Source organism: Bacteroidota bacterium, from assembly GCA_026391695.1.
Lineage (GTDB): Bacteria > Bacteroidota > Bacteroidia > Bacteroidales > JAGONC01 > JAPLDP01.
Genome location: JAPLDP010000037.1, coordinates 102239 through 124336 on the forward strand (window position 1 = coordinate 102239; position 22098 = coordinate 124336).

The 22098-nt window shown below is 38.9% G+C and carries 20 protein-coding genes and 1 tRNA gene; 8 read left to right on the plus strand and 13 right to left on the minus strand.

The features are described 5' to 3' along the window. Positions 1 to 27: 27 nt before the first annotated feature. Positions 28 to 1161 carry a hypothetical protein gene (locus tag NT175_05600; GenBank protein ID MCX6234188.1) on the plus strand — a complete coding sequence of 378 codons (1134 nt, stop codon included), beginning with the start codon at positions 28 to 30 and terminating at the stop codon, positions 1159 to 1161. Between the two features lie 47 nt (positions 1162 to 1208). Further along, entirely contained in the window at positions 1209 to 3458 is a 2250-nt protein-coding gene (locus tag NT175_05605; GenBank protein MCX6234189.1) for a glycoside hydrolase family 3 C-terminal domain-containing protein, read from the plus strand. Between the two features lie 127 nt (positions 3459 to 3585). On the opposite strand, the gene NT175_05610 is transcribed toward NT175_05605, so the two are convergent. The 5 genes from NT175_05610 to NT175_05630 all read right to left on the minus strand — a co-directional run bounded on the left by NT175_05610 (position 3586) and on the right by NT175_05630 (position 11291). Further along, complete coding sequence (locus NT175_05610) at positions 3586 to 4299, minus strand: hypothetical protein (GenBank protein MCX6234190.1); 714 nt, start codon at positions 4297 to 4299, stop codon at positions 3586 to 3588. A 144-nt stretch (positions 4300 to 4443) separates the two neighbouring features. After that, a complete protein-coding gene (locus NT175_05615) occupies positions 4444 to 4890 on the minus strand; it encodes a response regulator (GenBank protein ID MCX6234191.1) in 447 nt (148 codons plus the stop codon). Between the two features lie 287 nt (positions 4891 to 5177). Then, on the minus strand, positions 5178 to 8681 hold the full coding sequence (locus tag NT175_05620; protein MCX6234192.1) for a C25 family cysteine peptidase: 3504 nt from the start codon (positions 8679 to 8681) through the stop codon (positions 5178 to 5180). Positions 8682 to 8959: 278 nt separating this feature from the next. Continuing rightward, complete coding sequence (locus NT175_05625; protein ID MCX6234193.1) at positions 8960 to 9490, minus strand: hypothetical protein; 531 nt, start codon at positions 9488 to 9490, stop codon at positions 8960 to 8962. Positions 9491 to 9710: 220 nt separating this feature from the next. Then, positions 9711 to 11291, minus strand: a complete 1581-nt coding sequence (locus NT175_05630) for a sigma-54 dependent transcriptional regulator (protein MCX6234194.1) — start codon at positions 11289 to 11291, stop codon at positions 9711 to 9713. Positions 11292 to 11623: 332 nt separating this feature from the next. On the opposite strand from NT175_05630, the gene NT175_05635 reads away from it, so the two are divergent. After that, complete coding sequence (locus NT175_05635; GenBank protein MCX6234195.1) at positions 11624 to 12772, plus strand: cysteine synthase family protein; 1149 nt, start codon at positions 11624 to 11626, stop codon at positions 12770 to 12772. Between the two features lie 213 nt (positions 12773 to 12985). After that, complete coding sequence (locus tag NT175_05640; GenBank protein MCX6234196.1) at positions 12986 to 13522, plus strand: hypothetical protein; 537 nt, start codon at positions 12986 to 12988, stop codon at positions 13520 to 13522. A 103-nt stretch (positions 13523 to 13625) separates the two neighbouring features. Here NT175_05640 and NT175_05645 read toward each other — a convergent pair whose 3' ends face one another. The 6 genes from NT175_05645 to NT175_05670 form a co-directional block, all read right to left on the minus strand. Continuing rightward, a complete protein-coding gene (locus tag NT175_05645; protein MCX6234197.1) occupies positions 13626 to 14348 on the minus strand; it encodes a tetratricopeptide repeat protein in 723 nt (240 codons plus the stop codon). Between the two features lie 24 nt (positions 14349 to 14372). Further along, positions 14373 to 14777: a hypothetical protein gene (locus NT175_05650; protein ID MCX6234198.1), complete on the minus strand. Its 405-nt coding sequence runs from the start codon at positions 14775 to 14777 to the stop codon at positions 14373 to 14375. Positions 14778 to 14779: 2 nt separating this feature from the next. Beyond that, positions 14780 to 15844, minus strand: a complete 1065-nt coding sequence (locus tag NT175_05655) for a type I restriction endonuclease (GenBank protein ID MCX6234199.1) — start codon at positions 15842 to 15844, stop codon at positions 14780 to 14782. Positions 15845 to 16145: 301 nt separating this feature from the next. After that, positions 16146 to 16622 (minus strand): retropepsin-like aspartic protease, encoded by a 477-nt coding sequence (locus tag NT175_05660; protein MCX6234200.1) that lies wholly within the window; start codon positions 16620 to 16622, stop codon positions 16146 to 16148. Then, positions 16619 to 16858: a DUF5678 domain-containing protein gene (locus tag NT175_05665; protein MCX6234201.1), complete on the minus strand. Its 240-nt coding sequence runs from the start codon at positions 16856 to 16858 to the stop codon at positions 16619 to 16621. Before NT175_05665 ends, NT175_05660 begins: the two co-directional genes overlap by 4 nt. Positions 16859 to 17195: 337 nt before the next feature. After that, positions 17196 to 17269: transfer RNA gene (locus tag NT175_05670), tRNA-Arg, on the minus strand. A gap of 100 nt (positions 17270 to 17369) precedes the next feature. Here NT175_05670 and NT175_05675 point away from each other — a divergent pair. Both NT175_05675 and NT175_05680 read left to right on the plus strand, forming a co-directional pair. Next, on the plus strand, positions 17370 to 18302 hold the full coding sequence (locus NT175_05675; protein ID MCX6234202.1) for a lysophospholipase: 933 nt from the start codon (positions 17370 to 17372) through the stop codon (positions 18300 to 18302). A gap of 48 nt (positions 18303 to 18350) precedes the next feature. Continuing rightward, on the plus strand, positions 18351 to 18917 hold the full coding sequence (locus tag NT175_05680) for an HD domain-containing protein (GenBank protein ID MCX6234203.1): 567 nt from the start codon (positions 18351 to 18353) through the stop codon (positions 18915 to 18917). Between the two features lie 42 nt (positions 18918 to 18959). Here NT175_05680 and NT175_05685 read toward each other — a convergent pair whose 3' ends face one another. Next, a complete protein-coding gene (locus NT175_05685) occupies positions 18960 to 20612 on the minus strand; it encodes an amidohydrolase (protein ID MCX6234204.1) in 1653 nt (550 codons plus the stop codon). A gap of 138 nt (positions 20613 to 20750) precedes the next feature. On the opposite strand from NT175_05685, the gene NT175_05690 reads away from it, so the two are divergent. Continuing rightward, entirely contained in the window at positions 20751 to 21308 is a 558-nt protein-coding gene (locus NT175_05690; GenBank protein MCX6234205.1) for a hypothetical protein, read from the plus strand. Between the two features lie 25 nt (positions 21309 to 21333). On the opposite strand, the gene NT175_05695 is transcribed toward NT175_05690, so the two are convergent. Continuing rightward, positions 21334 to 21741 carry a co-chaperone GroES family protein gene (locus NT175_05695; protein ID MCX6234206.1) on the minus strand — a complete coding sequence of 136 codons (408 nt, stop codon included), beginning with the start codon at positions 21739 to 21741 and terminating at the stop codon, positions 21334 to 21336. Between the two features lie 85 nt (positions 21742 to 21826). On the opposite strand from NT175_05695, the gene NT175_05700 reads away from it, so the two are divergent. Continuing rightward, a complete protein-coding gene (locus tag NT175_05700; protein ID MCX6234207.1) occupies positions 21827 to 22093 on the plus strand; it encodes a hypothetical protein in 267 nt (88 codons plus the stop codon). Positions 22094 to 22098: the final 5 nt, after the last annotated feature.

Genomic DNA, 22098 nt, shown 5'->3' on the forward strand with positions numbered 1-22098 from the left:
TTAAAGAAATCATTTTGGCCCTTTTATATGAGGAAGAATATCTATATCAAAGAAATTAGTTCTACCAGGGAATTAAAGCAGTTCATCCAGTTCCCGCTATACCTTTACAGGGGGAATAAAAATTACGTTCCTCCGCTCATCTTTAAGGAAAGATCCACACTGGATTCGAGGAAGAATCCTGCCTTTGAATTTTGCCAAGCGAAATATTGGCTGGCTTATAAGAATGACAAGATAGCTGGCCGAATAGCCGGAATAGTGAACCACAAGTACGTTGAAAAAAGCAATGAAAAATGTGGCCGGTTCAGCTGGTTTGATTTTATAGATGATGAACAAGTTGCTGCGGCATTAATTGAAACAGCCGAAAACTGGGCCAAACACATGGGCATGGTAAAAATTTACGGGCCTTACGGATTTACCAATCTTGATAAACACGGTATGCTCGTGGAGGGATTTGATTATTTGGCTACATCTTCGTCTAACTATAACTTTCCATATTATCCTGAGATTATTGAAAAATTTGGTTACCAAAGAGATACTGAATTTGTTGAGTACAGTTTTAACCTTCCGGAGAATGTTCCCCAAAAAATTGAACAGATTGCTCACATTGCCATGGACCGGTATAACCTCAGAAGTGGTGTAGTGCGGAATAAAAAGGATATGCTGAAGTACAAAAAGGGGTTCTTCAGCCTTCTTAACGACGTCTATAGCACATTTTCGTCGGCTGTCAGACTAACTGAAGAACAGATAGAACTTGTCATGGAAGGATATTATAAATTTCTGGACCCGGATTTTGTATCATTTGTACTGGATAAAAATGACAGAGTTGTGGCTTTTGGCATCACCATGCCCTCGCTATCAAAGGCTCTGCAGAAAACCAAAGGCCGCTTGTTTCCCACAGGATTTTATCCTTTATGGAAAGCCCTTAAGAAAAACGACACTCTTGATCTTTTACTTATTGGAGTAAATACTGAATATCAAAGTAAAGGTGCCAATGCCATTGTCATTTCTGAATTGGTCAATTCTTCCATTAAACGAGGGATCAAATATATTAATGTCACACAGATGCAAGCCGATAATGTCAAAGTACTTTCACAATGGAAATATTTTGAAAACAGCCAGTTAAATAAGAGATTCAGGTGCTATAATAAAAATCTGACCTGATCCGGATGCAGATTTCTGCTGAATAAAAAATTAAATAGAATTAACAGATGAAAACCAAAAAAATCCATTTCTATTCTATCATCCTGTCAGGGATATTCGTTTTTATTTTTATAGCCGGATGCAAAAACAACAAAAGAGAAACTATATTCTCTGATAAGATGACAGAATTGAAGATCGACTCTATTCTGTCGCTCATGACCCTTGAAGAAAAGATTGGACAGATGACATTATTTACAAGTGATTGGGACGTAACAGGGCCTACCATGCAAAGCGGATATAAGGAAAACATCAGACGAGGGCGTGTAGGGGCAATATTTAATGCCTATGGTGTAAGATATGTCAGGGATATGCAACGGCTGGCGGTTGACAGCACACGTTTACATATTCCTCTGATGTTCGGTTATGACGTGATTCACGGATATAAGAGCATATTCCCCATTCCTTTAGGTGAAGCAGCAAGCTGGGATATGGAAGCTATTGAGAAATCAGCAAGGATAGCTGCAATTGAAGCTTCTGCAGAAGGCCTCAACTGGACATTTGCACCAATGGTAGATATTGCCCGTGATCCTCGCTGGGGCAGGATTTCAGAAGGGGCCGGGGAAGACCCTTATCTGGGCTCTATGATTGCAAAAGCACGGGTTAAAGGATTTCAAAATAATGATTTGGCGGCAAATAATACACTTTTGGCTTGCGCTAAACACTATGTAGCCTATGGAGCCGCTATCGCAGGACGCGATTACAACACTGTTGATATTTCTGACCGGACTCTCCGGGAGACATACCTCCCACCTTTCCATGCCGCTGTTGAAGCAGGCGTCGGAACGATCATGTCAGCGTTTAATGAAATCAATGGCATCCCGGCCACAGGTAATAGATATACGTTGAGGGTCATTTTAAAAGATGAATGGAAATTTCAGGGTTTTGTTGTTACCGACTATACATCAATTAATGAGATGGTACCTCACGGCATTGTTGCAAATGAAAAAGAAGCTGGCGAGCTGGCCCTAAATGCCGGTGTTGATATGGACATGCAGGGTGCAGTATATAATAACTACCTCTCCGGGTCAATCAAAGAAGGAAAAGTTGATATAAAATTTGTGGACGATGCTGTGAGACGTATATTACGTATGAAATATGCGCTGGGACTTTTTGATGATCCATACAGGTATTGCGATGAACAAAGGGAAAAGGAATTGGTCATGTCAAAAGACAACCTCGAATTTGCGCGCAAAATAGCTAAAAAATCAATTGTGCTGTTAAAAAATAAAGGGCATCTATTACCTCTGAGGAAGGAAACCGGAGTTATCGCAGTTATAGGCCCGCTTGCCGACAATAAAAAAGAACTCATTGGGTCATGGTCGGCTGCAGGTGATTATAACAAATGCATAACATTGCTTAAAGGGATCGAACGTAAAGTCGCACCCGAAACGAAGATCATTTATTCAAAAGGATGTAATATCGACGATGATTCAACGACAAGATTCGATGAAGCCATTGCAGCAGCCAGACAGGCTGATGTTGTCATTGTTGCTGTCGGCGAAGGTGCATGGATGAGCGGTGAGGCTGCCAGCCGATCATCGCTCAGAATACCAGGTGTGCAGGAAGACCTGGTCAAAAGGATATACGAAACAGGAAAACCAGTTGTTGTTGTGCTGATGAATGGCCGGCCGCTAACTATTGCATGGATGGACAGCTATATCCCGGCCATTCTCGAAACATGGTTTCTCGGTACAATGGCAGGTGATGCCATTGCCGATGTGCTATTCGGTGATTACAACCCTTCAGGCAAGCTGCCCGTCTCATTTCCAAGAAGTATTGGCCAGGTTCCGCTATACTATAATTTCAAAAATACGGGCCGCCCTATATCTGAAAGCAAATGGACCAGTAAATATCTCGATATGCCCAATACCCCGCTTTATCCTTTCGGTTATGGACTCAGCTATACGGATTTCAAATATTCAGAGATCACTTTAAGCGATAGCGTAATGAACATGAATGGTACACTTAAAATTTCTGTTACTGTAGCTAATACAGGTCAAAAAGAGGGTGAGGAAACAGTTCAGCTTTATATCAGAGACATGGTTGCAAGCATCACCCGACCTGTTAAAGAACTTAAAGGATTCAGGAAAATATCGCTGAAACCGGGCGAATCAAGGCAAGTGGATTTCGAGATCTTAGCAAAAGATCTGATGTTTTATGACAGTGAAATGAAATTAATCGCAGAATCCGGGGAATTCAAAGTATTTGTCGGCACAGATTCAGAGAATACTAAAAAGGCCGGATTTGTTCTTAAATAAACGTTTTAATTATTTAATACCCAATACATTTTCCTGGCAGAATAAGATTTAAATATAGTCAGCCGAAAAGGTGAGGTACAGTATTTCTTAAAGGCATTGATTTTTAAAAGAATACATTACACGCCCATCAGTTCCCCGATAACAATACACATTTAAAAACGGCTCTTTTATCCATCTCCAATACATAATAGTATATTCCAGGGGGTAATCGATCACCTTTACCATCTCTTCCATCCCATTTAATAATTCCCCTCACTGTGCCGGATAATTCAAATGATCTGACCACCTGTCCGAAAGCATTAAAAATGAACATTTGTTGCTGACTATTCAAAGGAGATGAATACTGAATACATGTTGCATTCTTAAAGGGATTTGGATAATTCTGTGAAAGTCGTGAATTCCCGTCATTTTCATCTGAATTTATTCCAACTCCCCCATAACAATCGCTCTGATATTGATCGATAATATTTATTGTATCGCGTAATGCCGACTTTGAAATAGTAAATGATGTAGAACCATCATAAAAAAGGGTGTCAGGAGCGCTAATTTCCGTATGATACACATCAGCAGAATAAATTCCCGGTGAAAGCGGACCGACCGTCACAGACATATCAAAATAACATAAACAGAAAGCCGCTAAACCAGTATCTTGCTGTAACCATTGCAAATGGTAGTCATTGAGTGTACACTGCATCATATAAAGAGCACCGCAGTTACGTTCAGCATTGGTCTGCCATAAGGTTACTTCATTTCCATTGACTTCGGCATAGATATTCCTATCCTGCCCCATTACTAATAAAGAAGTCAACACAAATACTGCAAGAAAAATCATTTTTTTCATCATGCTTTTTATTTAAAGGAATGAGAATCATAAAGGTACAACAATGCACATTGAATTCCAAGTGCAATTAGAAAAAATTTATAACAGGAAATGCTATCGAAAAAAAATAGTTCTCTGATTTTGAAATCTCAGATAAAGGAATACTTATATGAATTTGTTGGGAGCTGTTTCATTAAAGGTCAACCAGTAAAGTCCAAGATATTTAATGGCCTCAATAAATTTCTGAAAATCAACTGGTTTCCGGATATAACTATTAGCGCCCATATCATAACATCTGACGATGTCATGTTCTTCCTTTGATGACGTTAGAATAACAACCGGTAAGTGTTTTGTACGATCTTTCGTGCGAATCATTCGTAGAACTTCAAAACCATCAACCTTCGGGAGTTTCAGATCAAGAAGCACCACGGCAGGTAACGAAGGTTGTGTGATACCCGGATTGTTACTTTCTCCAAAAAGGTAATCAACAGCTTCAGCACCATCAGTCTTTATCACGACTTTGTTTTTTATATTATTCTTCTTCAATGCCCTAAGCGTAAGTTCCACGTCATCAGGGTTATCTTCAACAAGCAAAATGATTTTTTCTTTCATTTTTATCATCAGTTTTAAAAGTAAAATACAATGTGGCATCCTCACCTGTATCTCGGTTCGTGAGATCTTTGCGAGATTCAGCAGGTCATCTCAATAAAGATAAGCATATGCTCACTAAAAATACAATTTAATCTACCAATTAATAAATATCGGGCCGAAATCCTATTATTTACATTCGAAATAAATAAAAAGAGGCAAGCCCAGGTGCCTGCCTCTTTGTCACCCTTTCCTATGAAAAGCCCCTTACCTGGATAGGGGATGACCGTAGACTATCCCTTTGTCCTATACTATTGCAATATAATCCTTTGCACTGTTGATGTTTGTTCTCCATCAGCTTTGAAGAAATACATTCCCTCAGGAAGAAATGATAGATCCAGCATTCCGGAATAGTTCTTTTTGCTTTCAACTTTATCAGACTGTAATACCAGCTTACCATTTAAATCAAGAACCTGGTATCTGAAGTTTTCATTTCTGTCAGAGGACATTTCATAAAAAACCACACCTGGAGAGGGATTGGGATATACATTGAGCGATATGCCCGAATTATCCCGGTTCTGCTCGAAAGTTATGTTAATAGTTTTCTCGTTCACACAACCATTATTTCCTGTGACATAAAGCTTTATTTTCTGCAATCCCACTCCGATTCCTGTAGAATCTACGAAGAGACTTGAAGCTGTTTGTTCATAAGGCAACCATAGATAGTTTGCAATATCTTCTCCATATGCATCCAGGACAATGTTTTGATTTACATCCAGAATTGTATCAGGAATACTGTTAATCGCAGGAAGTGCCATAAAGTCTAACACCATTTCATCAGAAACGATCGTTTCAGCATAGGCATTAATGGCTTCAAGTTTCAGGAGGACATAACCTTGTTTGACATCATCAACGCCAGGAATATATAGAGTGCTAAGTGCTTTATCATCAATAAAATATCCATTTCCGTATGTTGTCCAGAGAAGAGATGTATAGTTATTTGCGTAACCAGATAATTCATAGTTTCTGTCGGCACATATCGTAGCATCTTTACCCGCAAATGCGCTGATACTATCATTATCTGGGAGGTAAAGATCATCAATCCAGGCACCGTCCATTCCTGATGTACCTTCTTCATCTTTTATATACTTCCACTCAAGTGTATGCATTCCCTGAGGAACGGGATAGGTATATTCTGACCACTCTATTTCACCGCTGTATTCAGCAATGATGATACCGTCGACCAGAAGCTGCAGTTTATCTTTATTTAGCTCACACGATACTTTAGCCCAGAATCCGACATAGTCGTCATCCAACGCGTTATAGTCATAAAGTATGGACGAGTATTCATTATCGGTGACAATTCCGGAGTGAGCTGAGAAACGCCCGCTTTGAGCATAGGTTTCATCAATTTCCCAACCGGATGTACCGGCGAAATCCCACAACTCCCTGATTAAACCAGAGTTTTCAAAAGTTTCATCAGGCACTGAATTAACAGTAAATTCCCAAATATTGCCTTCTGCCAAGCCATTTGCATTAACCGCATCCACCTTCCAGTAGTACACTTGTTCATATGACAAGGGGTTATTCAGAGTGATAATCGTATCACTTACTATCTGACCATTGATCAAATTAGATGGGGGATTATCCGTACCAAAATATACAATATAATAAGCGGGTCGTGCCCCAAACCCCTTTTCCCAATTTAGTTTAGTATATGGGGATACCATCTTGCTGTGGTTCTCAGGAAAAGGATTAACGGCAACTGTCGGGTATTTGATAACCGGAATCCGACTGATAAAAGGGATATGATTAAATGAAGTCACAGCGATTGTAATGCTGTCGGACTGAATAGTTTTATTAAAAAGAATGGTGGCTGAGCCATCAGAAATATATCCTGAACCGATGATTTCACCTTGTGAAGTAAAGGTAGCCAAACCATTATTTACATTCGCAATAATTGTAATCTGTTCACAGTCGAAGGCAATTGCAGCGGGATGCTGAACATCCATAACCGATGGATTATCAGTTCTGATCTGTAATGAAGGATCACCAAAAACGACCCATGTGTCAGTTGCTTTGTACCCGGCCTGATAATATTTATCATTCATAGCCATGCATCCACTTGCTGTTAAGCCACCAAAGGTGAATTTCATATTAGCGGGTACATTTGAAGTAAGGATGTCAATCATTTCATCCTGCGCAGCCATTGGTGGATACCAGCTCTGCGTAGACGTCGACATAAATGCAGCCACAGCGCCTGTCGGGTTACCATTTTTTGACGCTCTCAACCATATTTCAGCCATACAAGTACCATTGACAAAATTACCTGCAAGGCATCCGACCGAAATGATGAACGGGTATTTACCATTGTTGTTAAGAGTATTTATATGGTCGTTATTAAAATTTGATGTCGACCAGTTGGATGTGCTGCTAATGCCGGTATACAATAGCAGACCGGCACCATTATTAATTCTGTCAGCCACCATTTCCCATGTCGGATTGCCATTCTGGTCGTTATTTCCCTGGGAACCATCGAATAATTCAAAATTTGAAGTATAGGTAAAGTTGATCAGATCATTTTGCATATTTCTCACATGCTGGTAGTCACGTTCATTATCATCACCGGGACCCAGTGAAGAAGCGATTCCAACAGAGTTTTTCAACCATTCTCCTGAAGAGTAAGGATATCTCTCATAGTTGATTGTTTTTTGAACCTGGACTCTGAGTTGATCTGAGTTCTCAGCAGAAAAGCGGCCAACAAACAAATCCGGATAATGGTCTTGTCCTGCAACAAAAGCATAGCTGATATCCGAAGCACCCGATTCAGACATATATGGAGGCACCTGCTGGGCATCACCTACAATGAGAAGGTATGTCAGTCCATTATTATTATAATAATTCTCAACATACGTTTTGATGGCATTTGCATCTCCAATGGTAGCCACGTCAACCATTTCAGTTGGGATTCCTATAGTTTTTTTCCATTCAATAAATGGTGCCATTGTTTGCATAAAGGGACCATAAGAAATGATGAGCATCATTCCATTTTCTGATACAAATTCATAACGCTTATCAGTGGCATTGCCGGAATTTAGGAAATGGTGATTATATAACGCCAGGAATTCAGGTTGAATAGCTGTTAATGCGCTGGTTCTTAATAATGGATTTTTCCCTTCCCTGCCAGTAGAAGTTATCTGAACCGTTATTTCATCATAGACCCTTAATATTTTCGTGACCGGATTATACTGAAAAGGATATACAATCACGGTTTGGCCACGGAAATCCCTCATAATGAAGGGATCGCTAATTTCGGCCAGGTTACCCGGAAAGAAGGCATCCGTAGTATAGACGTCACTATATTCAAACTGTACCCCAGACGGATTTAAATTTCTTGAAAGGTCTCCTTTTGACGGGATTATATCTATATTAATGTAATCAGTATAATGAGAAGAGAGAATGCTCACAGCCATTTCATCCTTATCGGGGATAATGACGGAGGAAGTTAGTTTTACGAGATCAGGGCAGCCAGACAGTAAAAGCGGTGTGGAATTTTCAAGACGGACATAGGAAGCATTTCCTCTCTGCGACATGGCATCATTCAATATAAAGCCATCAATTGTAAAACTGATGGTGGAGGTAGTGATATCAGAAGTCAATAAATTGATCCTGGCCGGAGTAGCTTCAGGTGAATTGATCACTGTCCAATTAGAACCTGAAATAACTGTAGAGTATAATAAAACTGCCCAGAGGATTTTAATTCGAAGAAAAGCGCGGAGTATTTTTGCAGTGGAAATCATAACTTTAAATGTCATGATACCTCTATGCCAAAATACATGCCAGGATTTAGAACATTCTATTTAAATATTGATTGTCAATTTATTAGATTAATTTTTTTATTTAATTTTAACTGAATTATTACTTAATAAGTCATTATATTTAATGATTATCATTAAATATAATACAAAATAATAGTACTCTCAACAAGTACTATTATTTTTGTGTCATAAGGTTTATGTGAACAATAAATCGAACGTTTCGTAATGGTCAAAAGACCATGGAAAAGATTCCAGAGATGGAATTAATTCGGTTATTAAGGTTTATTTGAAGGATTCACTTTAGTCGGTTCGAACATCCATTCTTCGATGCGTTCGGGTGGAGCAAGGATTAGCATACCTGGGGTTGAATACATATTACCCGGCATACACAAATCCTCATTGGATTTGTCAGTACCTGCAGTGGGAGTTTTATAGCTTAAGAGCTGAGATGTACCATAAAGTTTACAAGGTGTGCCCTGAGGTGTATTGCAGGTTGTCTTCAACACATAACTTTTAGTATTCCAATTAAGGGAAATAAAATCTCCTGTCTGAACCTCTCCACGACCAATTGGTAGTGAAACGACTCCATTCTGATCAGTCAGCGGATTATGAAGCTCACAATATACAATCTCACCATTCACTCCGGTTTCTATTATCGTAATTTTAATAGTAACAGTCTGATTGGGAATAATCTTACCATCTTTATCTTTTATTGTCGACTGTAAAGATATCTCAACAGGCAACTGACTATATAAATAAGCAACTGAAAAAAGAAGCAGTGTAAAAGTAAGTATCGCTTTTCTCATTTTCTGATTGTTATTTTGGTTAGTTTTCACTTTGATTAAATAATTATGGCGTCTTCTTCAGGCAACTATTATACCATTTAATTAAAAAATGTATTTCTCTTCTAATATATTGAATATATGATAGTTAGCTATCAAAATTCGACAAACTTCTGATAGCACCATTGCAATAACCATTATATTACATGGTTTTTGTGAATAATCATGGAAAAAATCAAGGTAGCTATGATTGCTTACGGACAGGTTTTCTGATATCAAGTTTTCGCATCCTTGACCGCAATGTTTCGGGGTGCATATCCAGTATCCTTGCTGCTCCATCCTGGCCTTCAATTTTCCAGTATGTTTCTTCAAGGACATCTGTGATATAATTTTTCTCAAGTTCCTCAAGCGTGGGACGCCGGGTATCCTCATTCTTACCTGATTCAGCAGTATCAAGTTTATCGGAGAGAACAAGGGTATTGCTTCTTGAGGTAATCATGGCCCGTTCAATGATATTCTCAAGTTCCCTGATATTTCCGGGCCATGCATAATTCATGAGAGCCCTCATAGTTCTCTGTGGTATGCGATCAATGGACTTTCCTACTTTTTTATTGAACCGGTTGATGAAATGATTGACCAGCAGGGGAATGTCATCTTTTCGCTCACGTAATGGTGGGACTGTGATGGGATAAACATTGAGACGGAAGTAAAGATCTTCCCTGAAGCGACCTTCCTTTACCTCATTCAGGAGTGTTCTGTTAGTGGCAGCGATAATCCTGACATCGACTTTATGTGTATGGGGGCTGCCAAGCCGTTCAAATTCGCCATTTTGAATGACACGTAATAGTTTAACCTGCAATTCCAGTGGTAATTCACCAATTTCGTCAAGAAAAATAGTGCCTTTATCGGCCAGTTCAAAGCGGCCCATCTGTGATTTGACAGCACCTGTAAAAGCGCCCTTTTCGTATCCGAACAACTCGCTTTCGATAAGGTTAGCCGGCAACGCTGCGCAACTTAATTTCAAAAGAGGCCGGTCTTTCCGCGGGCTTTCATGGTGAATAGCCCGGGCGAAAAGCTCTTTCCCCACTCCTGTTTCTCCTTCAATAAGCACTGATGTATCGGTGGGGGCAACCCTTTCAACTTTCGACAGAGCATGGCGTAATGTATCACTCACGCCAATAATTTCCTCAAAATTATGTTCCAGCATGATTTCTTCGCGCAGCACGATATTTTCTGCTTCAACCTGCTCTTTTAATAGCCGGACATCGGATAATGCTTTACTTAATTCAATTTCTTTCTCCTGGAGATTATCCACTGCCAGCCTTAATTCATTATTCAGGTCTTCAAGTTTTTTATTGACATCTGTGAGCTGACTGGTTCTCTCTCTCACCTGATGTTCAAGCCACTGATTGACTTCTTTAAGCTTTTTCCGGTTCGATCTGATCTCCAGTTGGGTTTTTACGCGGGCAAGAAGCTCACGGATATCAAAAGGTTTGGTCACATAATCCTGGGCACCCAATTCAAAACCTTCGAGAATACTTTCTTTTTCGACCTTGGCAGTGAGAAAGATAATGGGGACGTCATCATACTGCTGAACTTTCCGGATTTTTTCACAAACCTCAAATCCGGACATTCCAGGCATCATGACATCAAGAAGAATAAGATCAAATTCTTTTTTTTCAATCCAGGTAAGGGCTTTTTCACCGTCTAAAGCAAATTCAACTTTATATTCATTTTGTTTGAGAGTACTGCCTAATAATTGAAGATTCTTGGGGGTATCATCAACAATCAGGATTGTAAAATCATGGCCATCATGTATTTCCATATAATACAAAAGGATTGGTGAACACTTGTAAAATAGGGTAAAAACACTTTCGGGTTACGTTGGGGTCGTTAATATATGTTAATTAAATACTGTATTTCACATTTTTAAATCATTTAATTCATTTGCTTTACCATATTACGGTATAAAATTATAAAAAATATAATTCATTGATCAACATTTTTTTCTGTGTTAAATTTCGAAGTCATTCTCAAGCAGGTCTCATTAAATTACTATTTTTGCCTGGCAGGTCTATATATCTGTTCGACGGCCCAACATGTGTTAAGAATCTTAACCGGGCTTAACAATGAATTTATCATCCATATCCGGTTACTATGAATTATAAACAGGCAAAAAACATAAAGGGACTTGCCAGCCTGATAGGCAACACACCTTTATTGGCAATAGAATTCAAATATAAAGGGGAAGACCGTATTATTTATGCAAAGGCTGAGAATCATAACATGACCGGAAGCATAAAAGACCGGATGGCATTTTATATTTTACAGCAGGCCTATAATAAAGGTTTGTTGCAACCGGGTGACCGCATTATCGAAGCCACCAGCGGTAACACAGGGATATCTTTCAGTGCCATTGGCCGGGCTCTTGGCCATCCTGTGACCATATTCATGCCAGATTGGATGAGTAAGGAACGGATAAACCTCATTCGCAGTTTCGGTGCACAGATTAACCTGGTAAGTAAAGCAGAAGGAGGTTTTCTGGGCAGCATAAGCCGTGCAGAAGAATTGGCAGTATCTGAAGGCCATGCTTTTCTGCCTCAGCAGTTTTCGAATGCAGATAATATTAAAGCTCATTACATGACGACCGGGCCGGAAATCTGGTGGCAGATAAGGTACCGCAACATCATCCCTGATGCCTTTATCGCAGGTGTCGGAACAGGTGGAACTATTATGGGTGCAGGACGATACCTGAAAGAAATGAATCCTCAAATCAAGTTACATCCGCTTGAGCCTGCAAGCTCCCCAACACTATCAACAGGTCACAAGGTTGGAAAGCACCGTATTCAGGGAATATCCGATGAATTTATTCCCGCTATTGTCAACCTGAAAGAACTGGATGAGGTCGTGGCAGTCGACGATGGAGATAGTATCATCATGGCACAAAAGTTAGCGGTTATGGGACTTGGTGTCGGCATTTCATCCGGAGCCAATTTCATAGGAGCATTAAAAATACAGAATGAGTTAGGGAAAAATGCCGTCGTAGTGACCGTATTTGCTGACGATAATAAAAAGTACCTAAGCACAGACCTCTTCATGGATGAACCCATCAAAGACAATTTGCTTTCACCACATGTTCAACTCCTGGGGTTCAGATCATTCAAAAGGATCTGTTATACATGTTGTGATCCAATCGACTGCATTGAAGCCAATTTTCCGGATCCCGAATTCAAATATCCCCTTCCCTATTGTCCGAGAAGAGCATCGTCAAATGAAGAAGTAAAGAAATCAGAAAGGATGGATTAGTACTTTTTCCCAATGGAGGAACTTTGCGATTCAGCAACTTAATTTCGGTTTATGAACCGGGAGGGAGTACTCTCCTATTCACCAATATATTATTATTCAATTTATTATGATTTATTGTTAATCCAATCCGTGAAGTTTTCGTGAAGTGGTTGCTTTTGTCTTTTTTCTCCGTTAAAATCTGAATATCTTTGTGTTAATTTTATAACATAATACATGGAATTATCACCTTATCTTCAAAAAAATTGGTCAAAAATTGAGATTGATCATTTAAAATTCATCCTTGAACAGGCTGAAAAAACACTCAATGCAACTGTGGAAACAGCAAATGGTCATTCAAAAAAATCGGCCTGGATATTCGGACTTTTTTTAAGTATATTAATTGTTGTATTGGGATCATGGATTACTGGCGAAGTATCTGGTGAATATATGATATCCGGTATTCCATTCATCTGTAATGTAATCCTGATTTTATATTTTTCATTCCGTGCTCAAAAAATGTATTCAATCAATATACCGGGAACGAGAGCTGAAGGATTATTGACTGATGAATTCTTTGAACCATTTGAAGACCCTGCATTAGCCTATAAAAATATGATTCTATCAAAATGTATTGATTATGATGAATCAATTGTTGAAAACAGAATCATTAACAATCGACGCTTACAACGATTAGAGAAAGCAAGTAAGATGATTCTCATCATTCCTTGTTCAGTGCTTTTGAGCTTTCTCTTGTATCTACTCCTTTATTAGCACCAGCTCCCGACCTGTCTTCTTTTTCCTTACGCGGAAGATGAACTGGTTTTGGAATTGGTTTTGATGGCTGAGTTTTTTTAATGGCCATATTTCATCTGGATTAAGGTTTTAAGTCTTTAATAAGATATTTCTCCATCAATTTTATACCGCTTTCTAAACCACATTCGGTGAAGGGATTACTTTCAAACGCCTTAGTATAATATTCGATAGCTGGTTCCTGATGTTTTTTAATGGCTTCGGCTTGTTTTGCTGAACTGGACCATGAACTCATTTGGAGTGGTATCATTTCATAACATCTGGCAATCAGGAATAATGTTATCTGTTGTTTACTAATCTCTAAGGATAATTTTAAACTTTCAATCGCTTCATTAAATCGATTCAATAAATAATAAATAAATCCTTTTTGATAATAAGATTTAGCCTTAAGTATTTTATTAGTGAAAGTCATTTCTTTTTCAGGAATTGTTATTTGGATAGTACCGGAAAATGCATTAGATAGGTTAAGGAGCTCAAGGCATTGATTATATGATATATCGAAGCTTGCTTTTATTGAGTTTATTATACTTTCATATTGCGCCAGTTGTTGTGTTCCTGATGATGGTTTTAACTTTTTCGCATCTTCAATTTCATTTTTTATCACTTCAAATTGTGCATAGTGATTATAAGCTGAAAGCAGATACCAATACCCTTGCCTATCATTGACTGATAGGTTGGGATAGTTAAGGCTTAGGTCATTCGGATTTAATGGTTTTAGATTACCACATTGTTTACAAGTCTTAACCCTCTCATCATTTTCAAAAAAACATGAACAGATCCATTCCATAATTGATAATATTAAAAGAATAAATTATTTAAGCATTTCCTTTTGCGTTGCTGCATCGAAGTCGATGAATGGCTTTTTTAATAAGAAATGATATACATAAACGTTTGACTCACCAATTAGATAGGCTTGTACAAATTCCCATCCATCTTTTCCCATAAAATTTAAAGCATCAATCATTGAATTAAAGACAACCGGGTTTCCGGTTACCGGATCCTTGAGTTTTCGATTTTCAAAAAATTTTGTTTTTTGTCCAAAATCAATTTCTATTGTAACTTTATTGCTTAACATCTTGCTTTGACCGACTATTTCACAATATAGATATTTAGGAGGATTTTTTATGGTATTTGTATCAATCTGAATTGGTTCCTGGCTAAATAACTTACTAATTCCCCAAACCAGGAATATAGATAAGATTAGAATTCTTTTCATAATCAGTCTTTTATAAAGGTTTTTGCGATGGTAATCAATTGATCAGAATATTTATAAATATCATCAAGTGATGTCATTTCTGATTTGACTTCTTTTTTATTCTCATCGATGAATGCAATCTGTTTACTATTTTTGGTCAGATAAAGGCGGCAAACCGTATTCCTGATGGAGTTATCGATTAATATACTAAAAAATCTCTGAAAATCGCGATAGAATATCCGACTTGGATCTATACTTTGCCGGAGTATTGACTTAATGATGTAATAACCTTCAATCTCTTCCTCTGTTGTTTCAATGAGATTTTCTTTCGGTTGTTCAATTATTAATTTTTCCTCTTCCTGTTTGCCAGATTCTTTTTCTTTTATAAGTGCTGTTTTTAAGCGTTCGGTAATAATATCACTGATAAATTGTTGACATGAATTTTTAGTGATCTCGGTAAAAAGACCAATTACCTTTGTGGTTGCCTTCCCATCATAAACCTTAGCAATCATATACCTTATAAATTGTTCGGATGGTTGCCTGAATTCATTGGTAAGTAAATTTTTTATCTCATTTGAATATTTGAGAAAGCTTGCTGTATTGACAATATTATCAATGTTAAAATATGATTTATGGAATTTCTTCAGTTCCTCGACTTGAGAATCTTTGATTTCTAAAATATTAATATCAAGGAATGGCTTTTCATCCATCATATTTGATTGATCTAAATCAGTATAGAAGCGGTAGATGATACCATTAGTCAGTATGGCAAATTTTGCCCTGGTTACATTAAAATACCGGAGTAATTGGGTATTATGCACATCCAATTCATCTTTCCAATATTTACATTCGATAAGAATAATGGGGTGACCTCCACTCATAATGGCATAATCAACCTTTTCTCCTTTTTTAATTCCAATATCCGAGATAAATTCAGGTATAACTTCCTGGGGATTGAAAACATCATATCCTAATGCCTGAATAAATGGCATAATGAATGCATTTTTTGTAGCTTCTTCAGTAAAGGTAAGATCTCTGAGTTTTTCAACACGGTCGGCTAATTGTTTTAATTGGTCTTTGAAGTCCATGATATTATTTTTAAATGAATAAATAGGTCATTCTAAGCACTCCTTTAGCGTGGCTCTGAAATTTGCTAATGGCATTTATTTAATTCCTTTTCGAGATGTTCAAATTTTTTGATTGAGCAATGATCGTACTCTTGTCTTTGATTATCTCTTTAAGTTGCTCTATTAATTGTACCCGGTCATATTTTGATTCAAATTCCTGTCAGGTTTTTTCTTCTTCCTGCGCTAAATCGGAGGTATCATCTTCAAACCAGCTTACATTGCTCAAAAGTTAGCTACAACCTTAAAAGACGACAGTAACTGCTTAATCGCAAATTATGATAAAGCCATCCTTACCATTATAAATAAAATTCCAGTGGATTAAAATATCCCGCCCTATTAAGACATCAAAAGGTCCCTTAAGTGGACAGCATACAACCTGGACATCCTTTCCTTTACCCCAGTTAAATTGCAATCTGGCAAAATAAGCCGGTTGACTTTCCTCATTGTTTACTGATGTGACTTTTTGAAATCCTGTTTGAACAAGATTAAGTTGCTGAGCAATATCTGGAGTAATTACACAGCCAAAAGCACCAGTATCAATCAATGCACGGACTTGTATTGCCGGAACTGGCTTTCCATCTATAATGAGTTGATCGGCAACCGACTTTGGATGTGTAATTATAACTGGAATTATCGGGCCTCCATTCTGTAAAATAACATGTGGCGGTAATGGCCTAAGGACTTTTTTACCATCCTTCTCGACTTGTTGAAGTCCACCAAAATGAAAGGTATTTATCATAATATAGCGGCTGAAATAAAGTTTACCGGATTGGTTTCGGTTACATAGTGAACAAGGAAACTACCATCAATCCCATATGCTTTAATACCTTCTTCAGCAGCCACTTCATAAGTATCAAATGACCCGACAACTTCTTGCTTATACACAAGAATATATTTGTTTTTGTAAAGATTTAGAAGTTTTTCAAGGTTTTTATTCACAAACTCTTGGTTCTTGGTTAAGTTTTCGTTTGACATTTGACGATTTTTTATTTTACAATTTCAAAGTACAAATATACTATAAAAAAATTGATAAACCTAACCCTCAAAAAACTCTCATAAACCATGACTGACACTGTATTTAACTGAAAATAAATGCAGCAGCCAACAGACAGGTTTCTGTAATGCAGGTGGATATCCATACCTTTTTTTGTAATCCTCTCTGATTATGATTTTTATCCGTGGCATAAAATCCCGTGACGTTTTTGTGAAGCAAAATGGCAATAAACTTTAAGAATTGTATTTCAGAATCCCTTATGTGGTAAGGGGTTGAAATGCGCGCTTTCTCAGAGCGGTGAGAGATTTGTGAGTGGAGTGAACCTGGAGGGAGTCGAACCCCCAACCTTCTGATCCGTAGTCAGATGCTCTATCCAATTAAGCTACAGGTCCTATTGAGTGCAAATATACAATTTTTTTTACAAGTTACGAATGATTCATTTTCTGTATTGATTCCGTATTTTTGCAATATCAAGGTCAATATCATATTCCGTTGGTAAATCAATTGACGTTTACTTTCAAAGATCACACCGGGCTGGATATATACTGCTATAAATGGCATATTGTTACAGCAGGCGCTCCGCGGGCTATTATTCAGATTTCCCATGGAATGATGGAACATGCCGGCCGATATGCGTCGTTTGCGGAATTCCTGGTCAGGAATGGATATATCGTATATGCCAATGATCATCCCGGACATGGCAGGACGGCACGAAAACCTGAGGAACTTGGATATTTTGAAGGTAAAAAAGGTTGGTCACAGGTTATTGAAAATATGCATACCCTGGCCGCAATCATCAAGAAAGAAAATCCCGATATTCCTGTTTTCCTTTTCGGACACAGTATGGGAAGCCTGTTGTCGAGGTACTATATTTTCTCGAATCAGGATAAAATCGATGGTTTAATATTATCCGGTACAAACTATTCTCCAAAAATTCTTACCCTGTTGGGCACTGGTCTGGCTGCGGTGACAAGAGTACTCTGTGGCAAGCACCACCGGGACTATTTAATAAATTATCTGGCTTACAAACAATTTAACCGGCATTTCAAACCGTCGGAGACAGATTTTGACTGGCTCAGCTGCGATAAGGAATCGGTAAGGCGTTATGTCCATGATAATTTATGCGGATATCCGTCTACATCTGCGTTTTATTCTGGATTATTTTATGGTATGAGGGAGATCATTAAAAGAAAAAATATCAGCCGGATACCTAAGGATCTTCCGGTTTTTATCCTGTCAGGTGCATCGGATCCTGTCGGGGACTTTACAAAAGGAGTACTTAAAGTCAGAGATTTATACAGTCAGGCCGGATTAATAAATCTTACACTAAAAATATATTCTGACGGCAGGCATGAAATGTTGAATGAACTCAATAAAGAAGATGTCTACCATGATGTGATGATGTGGATCGAAAAACAGCTCTGATAATAATTCATTAATTGTAAATCACCGACAACACAAAGGATATTTCGGATGACATCTTTTGAAATTTTTGATAAATACTATCCGGAGGGTTCAGAAGCCCGGAAATATCTTTATATTCACAGCATCAGGGTGATGGAAGCAGCTTTGCTGATAGCGGAAATGAACGCCCACATGAATCCTGATCATGAAGTGATCCGCAGTTCTGCATTATTGCATGATATTGGAATCTTTATGACCGACGCTCCGGATATTGGCTGTCGCGGAACCTACCCATATATAGCCCATGGTTTTCTTGGCAGGGAGATACTTGAAAAAGAAGGATTAAAAAAGATTGCACCGGTATGTGAGCGGCATATCGGGGTGGGTATCTCCAAACAGGATATTCTGAAAAACGACCTGCCTCTCCCCCATCGAAACATGCTTCCGGTGACAGTCGAAGAAAAGATTGTCTGCTATGCAGATAAATTCTTTTCCAAGTCAGCAACAGATCTGACCCATCCCAAACCGATTGAAAAGATAAGGACAAGCTTACTCAAATATGGTGAAGATAAATGGATGCGATTTGAGGAGATGATGACCATGTTCGGAGTAAATTACCTGTATAATGACCTGTGATAAAGGATAGACAGCGCGATGCCTGTCATTTCCGGTTAAAAACTATTTCTCCCAGCCTTCATCAAAAACAAGCTCACCATTGACGAAGGTTTTAATGACCCTGACCGAAGGGATTTCTGCCTCGGGTATTGTCATGATGTCTTTATCCAGGATAACAAAATCGGCACATTTTCCCTCTATGATGCTTCCTGTTTCATTTTCCATGAAGCTACCTTTCGCAGCCCAGATGGTCATTGATTTCAGGGCTTCTTCGCGTGTCAGGGCATTTTCAGGCTGGAATCCACCCGGTGGGTATCCTTTGAGGTCTTTTCTGGTCACAGCGGCATAGAAAGTAAACAGCGGATTAATATTCTCTACCGGGAAATCCGTGCCATTCACCAGCCAACCATTTTGTGCCAGCAGATCATGATAGGCGTACGCACCTTTAATCCTATCTTTGCCGAGACGATCCTCAGCCCAGTACATGTCGGATGTAGCATGAGTGGCCTGAATTGAAGGGATGATATGATACTGGCCAAACAGCTTGAAATCTTCCTTTTTGACCACCTGGGCATGTTCAATGCGCCAACGGCGGTCATTAGGACCCATAAGGATATCCGCATAGACATGGAGCATGCATCTCACTCCGGAATCGCCGATGGCATGAGTATTGACCTGGTAATTTGCTGCATATGCTTTCTCACACATCGTTTTATAATAGGCCGGTGACTCTATCATCAGTCCATGACTATCAGGCTGGTCAGAATACGGTTCCAGGAGGACTGCACCGCGGGAACCCAGAGCTCCGTCGGCATACAATTTGACAGAACCCACGCGAAGCCGCTCAGTCTTATATACACCTTTATCCATAAATTGGGCGACATTCTCATCTGATGGTTCCATCATGGCATCGATGCGCATTTTAACGATTCCGGCTTGCTGAAGTGAATCGATAAGGTTTATTACACGATTCGACAAGCCGGCATCAGCGACCATGGTCAGTCCATATTTAAAACAATCATTTTGAGCAGTTTTCAATGCATCAATTTCCGTCTGACGGTTAGTTTCAGGTATTACTTTTGTGACCAGGTCAATGGCATTATCGGTAAGTATGCCGGTCAGTTGTCCATTTAAAATCTCTACTGTTCCGTCATTGACCCTCGTATCAGGGATTATACCGGCTCTTTTCAGGGCTTCGCTGTTTGCCAGGGCGGCATGTCCATCAACACGGGTTATCAGTACAGGTATGTTTGGAAAGACACTGTCGAGTCCGGTTTTATCAGGGAATTGTTTTACTGTCCAGACATTCTGATCCCATCCTCTTCCGCGAATCCATCCGCCGGTTGAATTCTGGTGGTGTTTTTTCAGTATATCCAGGATTTCCTGAAAAGAACCGGTACCCCGAAGGTTAGTCATGGTAAGAACATCAATGCCATACCCATAAAAATGGCAGTGACCGTCGATGAAGCCCGGGAAAATATATTTTTCTTTTGCATCTATCATTTGATCCGATGTGAACTTCTTCAGGATTTCTTTGTTTGAACCGGAAGCGGCGATTTTGCCATTTATCACTGCGAAGCTTTCTGCAAAAGGTGCTTTATCATCCAAGGTACAGACATGGGCATTGAAAATGATCAGGTCAGATCTCTCCCTGTGAGAGCATGATATTGTGAGCATGATTAAAAAATATATCAGGACAAAATATTTTTTCTTCATATATTCCTACTATTTGGAGGGCTTCAAATTTAACAAAATTATAAGCCTGTACCTGTTCATTAAATTTTAATAACCATTCACCGGTTTTTCAAATGAAATGTTAACTTTGTCAGGTGTTCCAAACAAATATCTTTTATCATGAATACTAAATTATTCACTCCCCGGTTTTTTTATATCATAGCTGTTATACTTCTTGCAGCTATAGCCCGTCTTATCCCTCACTGGCCAAACTTCACTCCTATTGCAGCCATAGCTTTATTTGGAGGTACTTATCTTGGGAAAAAATATCTGTCGTTTGTTGTTCCTCTGGCAGCGATGTTCCTAAGCGATGCCATAATAGGTTTTCATGGGACCATGGTACCTGTTTATGTCAGTTTTGCTTTCATTGTCATGATAGGTTTCATTCTGAGCAGGAAGATCACACTCAGCACAGTCTTAGCGGCTTCATTAGGATCTTCGGTACTGTTCTTCCTGATCACAAACTTTGGTGCATGGATAGGCAGTCCCCTATATCCGCAGACTTTCCAGGGCCTTATACAAAGTTACATAGCAGGGCTGGCCTTTTTCAATAATGGAAATAATGGCATTTCCTTTTTCCTGAACGAAGTTGCCGGAAGTCTGTTTTATAATGGTATTCTTTTCGGGAGCTTTTATTTTGTCAGTACAAGGTTTCCTGTTTTTGCCCGGAATGCATGATAAAAGGGATGACATCCCTTTTCAACTATTCAAACAACTCCTCATCCCGTTCGAGCAGAAGAATTGAATATTGCGGCACAAGAAAATATTTTTCCTCGTTATAAACGATCTCTATTGCGCCTTTCTGCAGAAAGATAGCCTTATCTCCCACTTTTGCCTGCAGTGGGATATATTTTATCTTCTCGCCGGCTTTTTTCCACGGTTCATCTATATCTTCACCAGTTGGTATTGGATAGCCAGGACCGACCTTAATCACATAACCCGTATGTATCTCTTCTTTTTCCTTATAGCCCGGAGGGAGGAAAAGCCCACCCTTGGATTTATCTGACAATTGCACCGGCCTGATGAGAACCCTGTCGCCAACGACGATAAGCTTTTCGGGAGAATCCTTTAGCGAGTTATTCACAGTCATGTCATTTGAAGTATTGAACATCTTTTGCAAATGTACTAATAAGTCCGGGCTATAAATTCCGGAGTATTTGAAAAATTATGGATACTTTTGTACAAAACAATGCGAAATGAAATTTTTCTTCTTCAAAACGCCAAAGCCAAAACAATTTGAATTTAAGACAAGGTACTATGATGCGGAGAAAGACGAGATGGAGCAGCGCAAGCGGAAAATGATGGCGGGAGGCATGAGCAACAGGGAGGCAGGCATGCGTGATGAGATCCGCAGAAGGTGGCACAATGAGGGCCGCAGATCAAAAAAAAGGTCCGACATGCAGCGCCTGGTCATTTTCCTCGTGATTCTCGCTGTTTTGATATATTTTATTTTTTTCACGTAAGAAGC

Excerpts from the sequence above, each read along its gene's own strand:
- NT175_05630 (MCX6234194.1), bottom strand. The coding sequence starts at position 11,291 with ATGGAAATACATGATGGCCATGATTTTACAATCCTGATTGTTGATGAT.
- NT175_05680 (MCX6234203.1), top strand. The coding sequence starts at position 18,351 with ATGACATCTTTTGAAATTTTTGATAAATACTATCCGGAGGGTTCAGAA.
- NT175_05610 (MCX6234190.1), bottom strand. The coding sequence starts at position 4,299 with ATGAAAAAAATGATTTTTCTTGCAGTATTTGTGTTGACTTCTTTATTA.
- NT175_05625 (MCX6234193.1), bottom strand. The coding sequence starts at position 9,490 with ATGAGAAAAGCGATACTTACTTTTACACTGCTTCTTTTTTCAGTTGCT.
- NT175_05615 (MCX6234191.1), bottom strand. The coding sequence starts at position 4,890 with ATGAAAGAAAAAATCATTTTGCTTGTTGAAGATAACCCTGATGACGTG.
- NT175_05665 (MCX6234201.1), bottom strand. The coding sequence starts at position 16,858 with ATGTCAAACGAAAACTTAACCAAGAACCAAGAGTTTGTGAATAAAAAC.
- NT175_05700 (MCX6234207.1), top strand. The coding sequence starts at position 21,827 with ATGAAATTTTTCTTCTTCAAAACGCCAAAGCCAAAACAATTTGAATTT.
- NT175_05635 (MCX6234195.1), top strand. The coding sequence starts at position 11,624 with ATGAATTATAAACAGGCAAAAAACATAAAGGGACTTGCCAGCCTGATA.
- NT175_05640 (MCX6234196.1), top strand. The coding sequence starts at position 12,986 with ATGGAATTATCACCTTATCTTCAAAAAAATTGGTCAAAAATTGAGATT.
- NT175_05685 (MCX6234204.1), bottom strand. The coding sequence starts at position 20,612 with ATGAAGAAAAAATATTTTGTCCTGATATATTTTTTAATCATGCTCACA.
- NT175_05695 (MCX6234206.1), bottom strand. The coding sequence starts at position 21,741 with ATGTTCAATACTTCAAATGACATGACTGTGAATAACTCGCTAAAGGAT.
- NT175_05660 (MCX6234200.1), bottom strand. The coding sequence starts at position 16,622 with ATGATAAATACCTTTCATTTTGGTGGACTTCAACAAGTCGAGAAGGAT.
- NT175_05620 (MCX6234192.1), bottom strand. The coding sequence starts at position 8,681 with ATGACATTTAAAGTTATGATTTCCACTGCAAAAATACTCCGCGCTTTT.
- NT175_05645 (MCX6234197.1), bottom strand. The coding sequence starts at position 14,348 with ATGGAATGGATCTGTTCATGTTTTTTTGAAAATGATGAGAGGGTTAAG.
- NT175_05600 (MCX6234188.1), top strand. The coding sequence starts at position 28 with ATGAGGAAGAATATCTATATCAAAGAAATTAGTTCTACCAGGGAATTA.
- NT175_05650 (MCX6234198.1), bottom strand. The coding sequence starts at position 14,777 with ATGAAAAGAATTCTAATCTTATCTATATTCCTGGTTTGGGGAATTAGT.
- NT175_05605 (MCX6234189.1), top strand. The coding sequence starts at position 1,209 with ATGAAAACCAAAAAAATCCATTTCTATTCTATCATCCTGTCAGGGATA.
- NT175_05655 (MCX6234199.1), bottom strand. The coding sequence starts at position 15,844 with ATGGACTTCAAAGACCAATTAAAACAATTAGCCGACCGTGTTGAAAAA.
- NT175_05690 (MCX6234205.1), top strand. The coding sequence starts at position 20,751 with ATGAATACTAAATTATTCACTCCCCGGTTTTTTTATATCATAGCTGTT.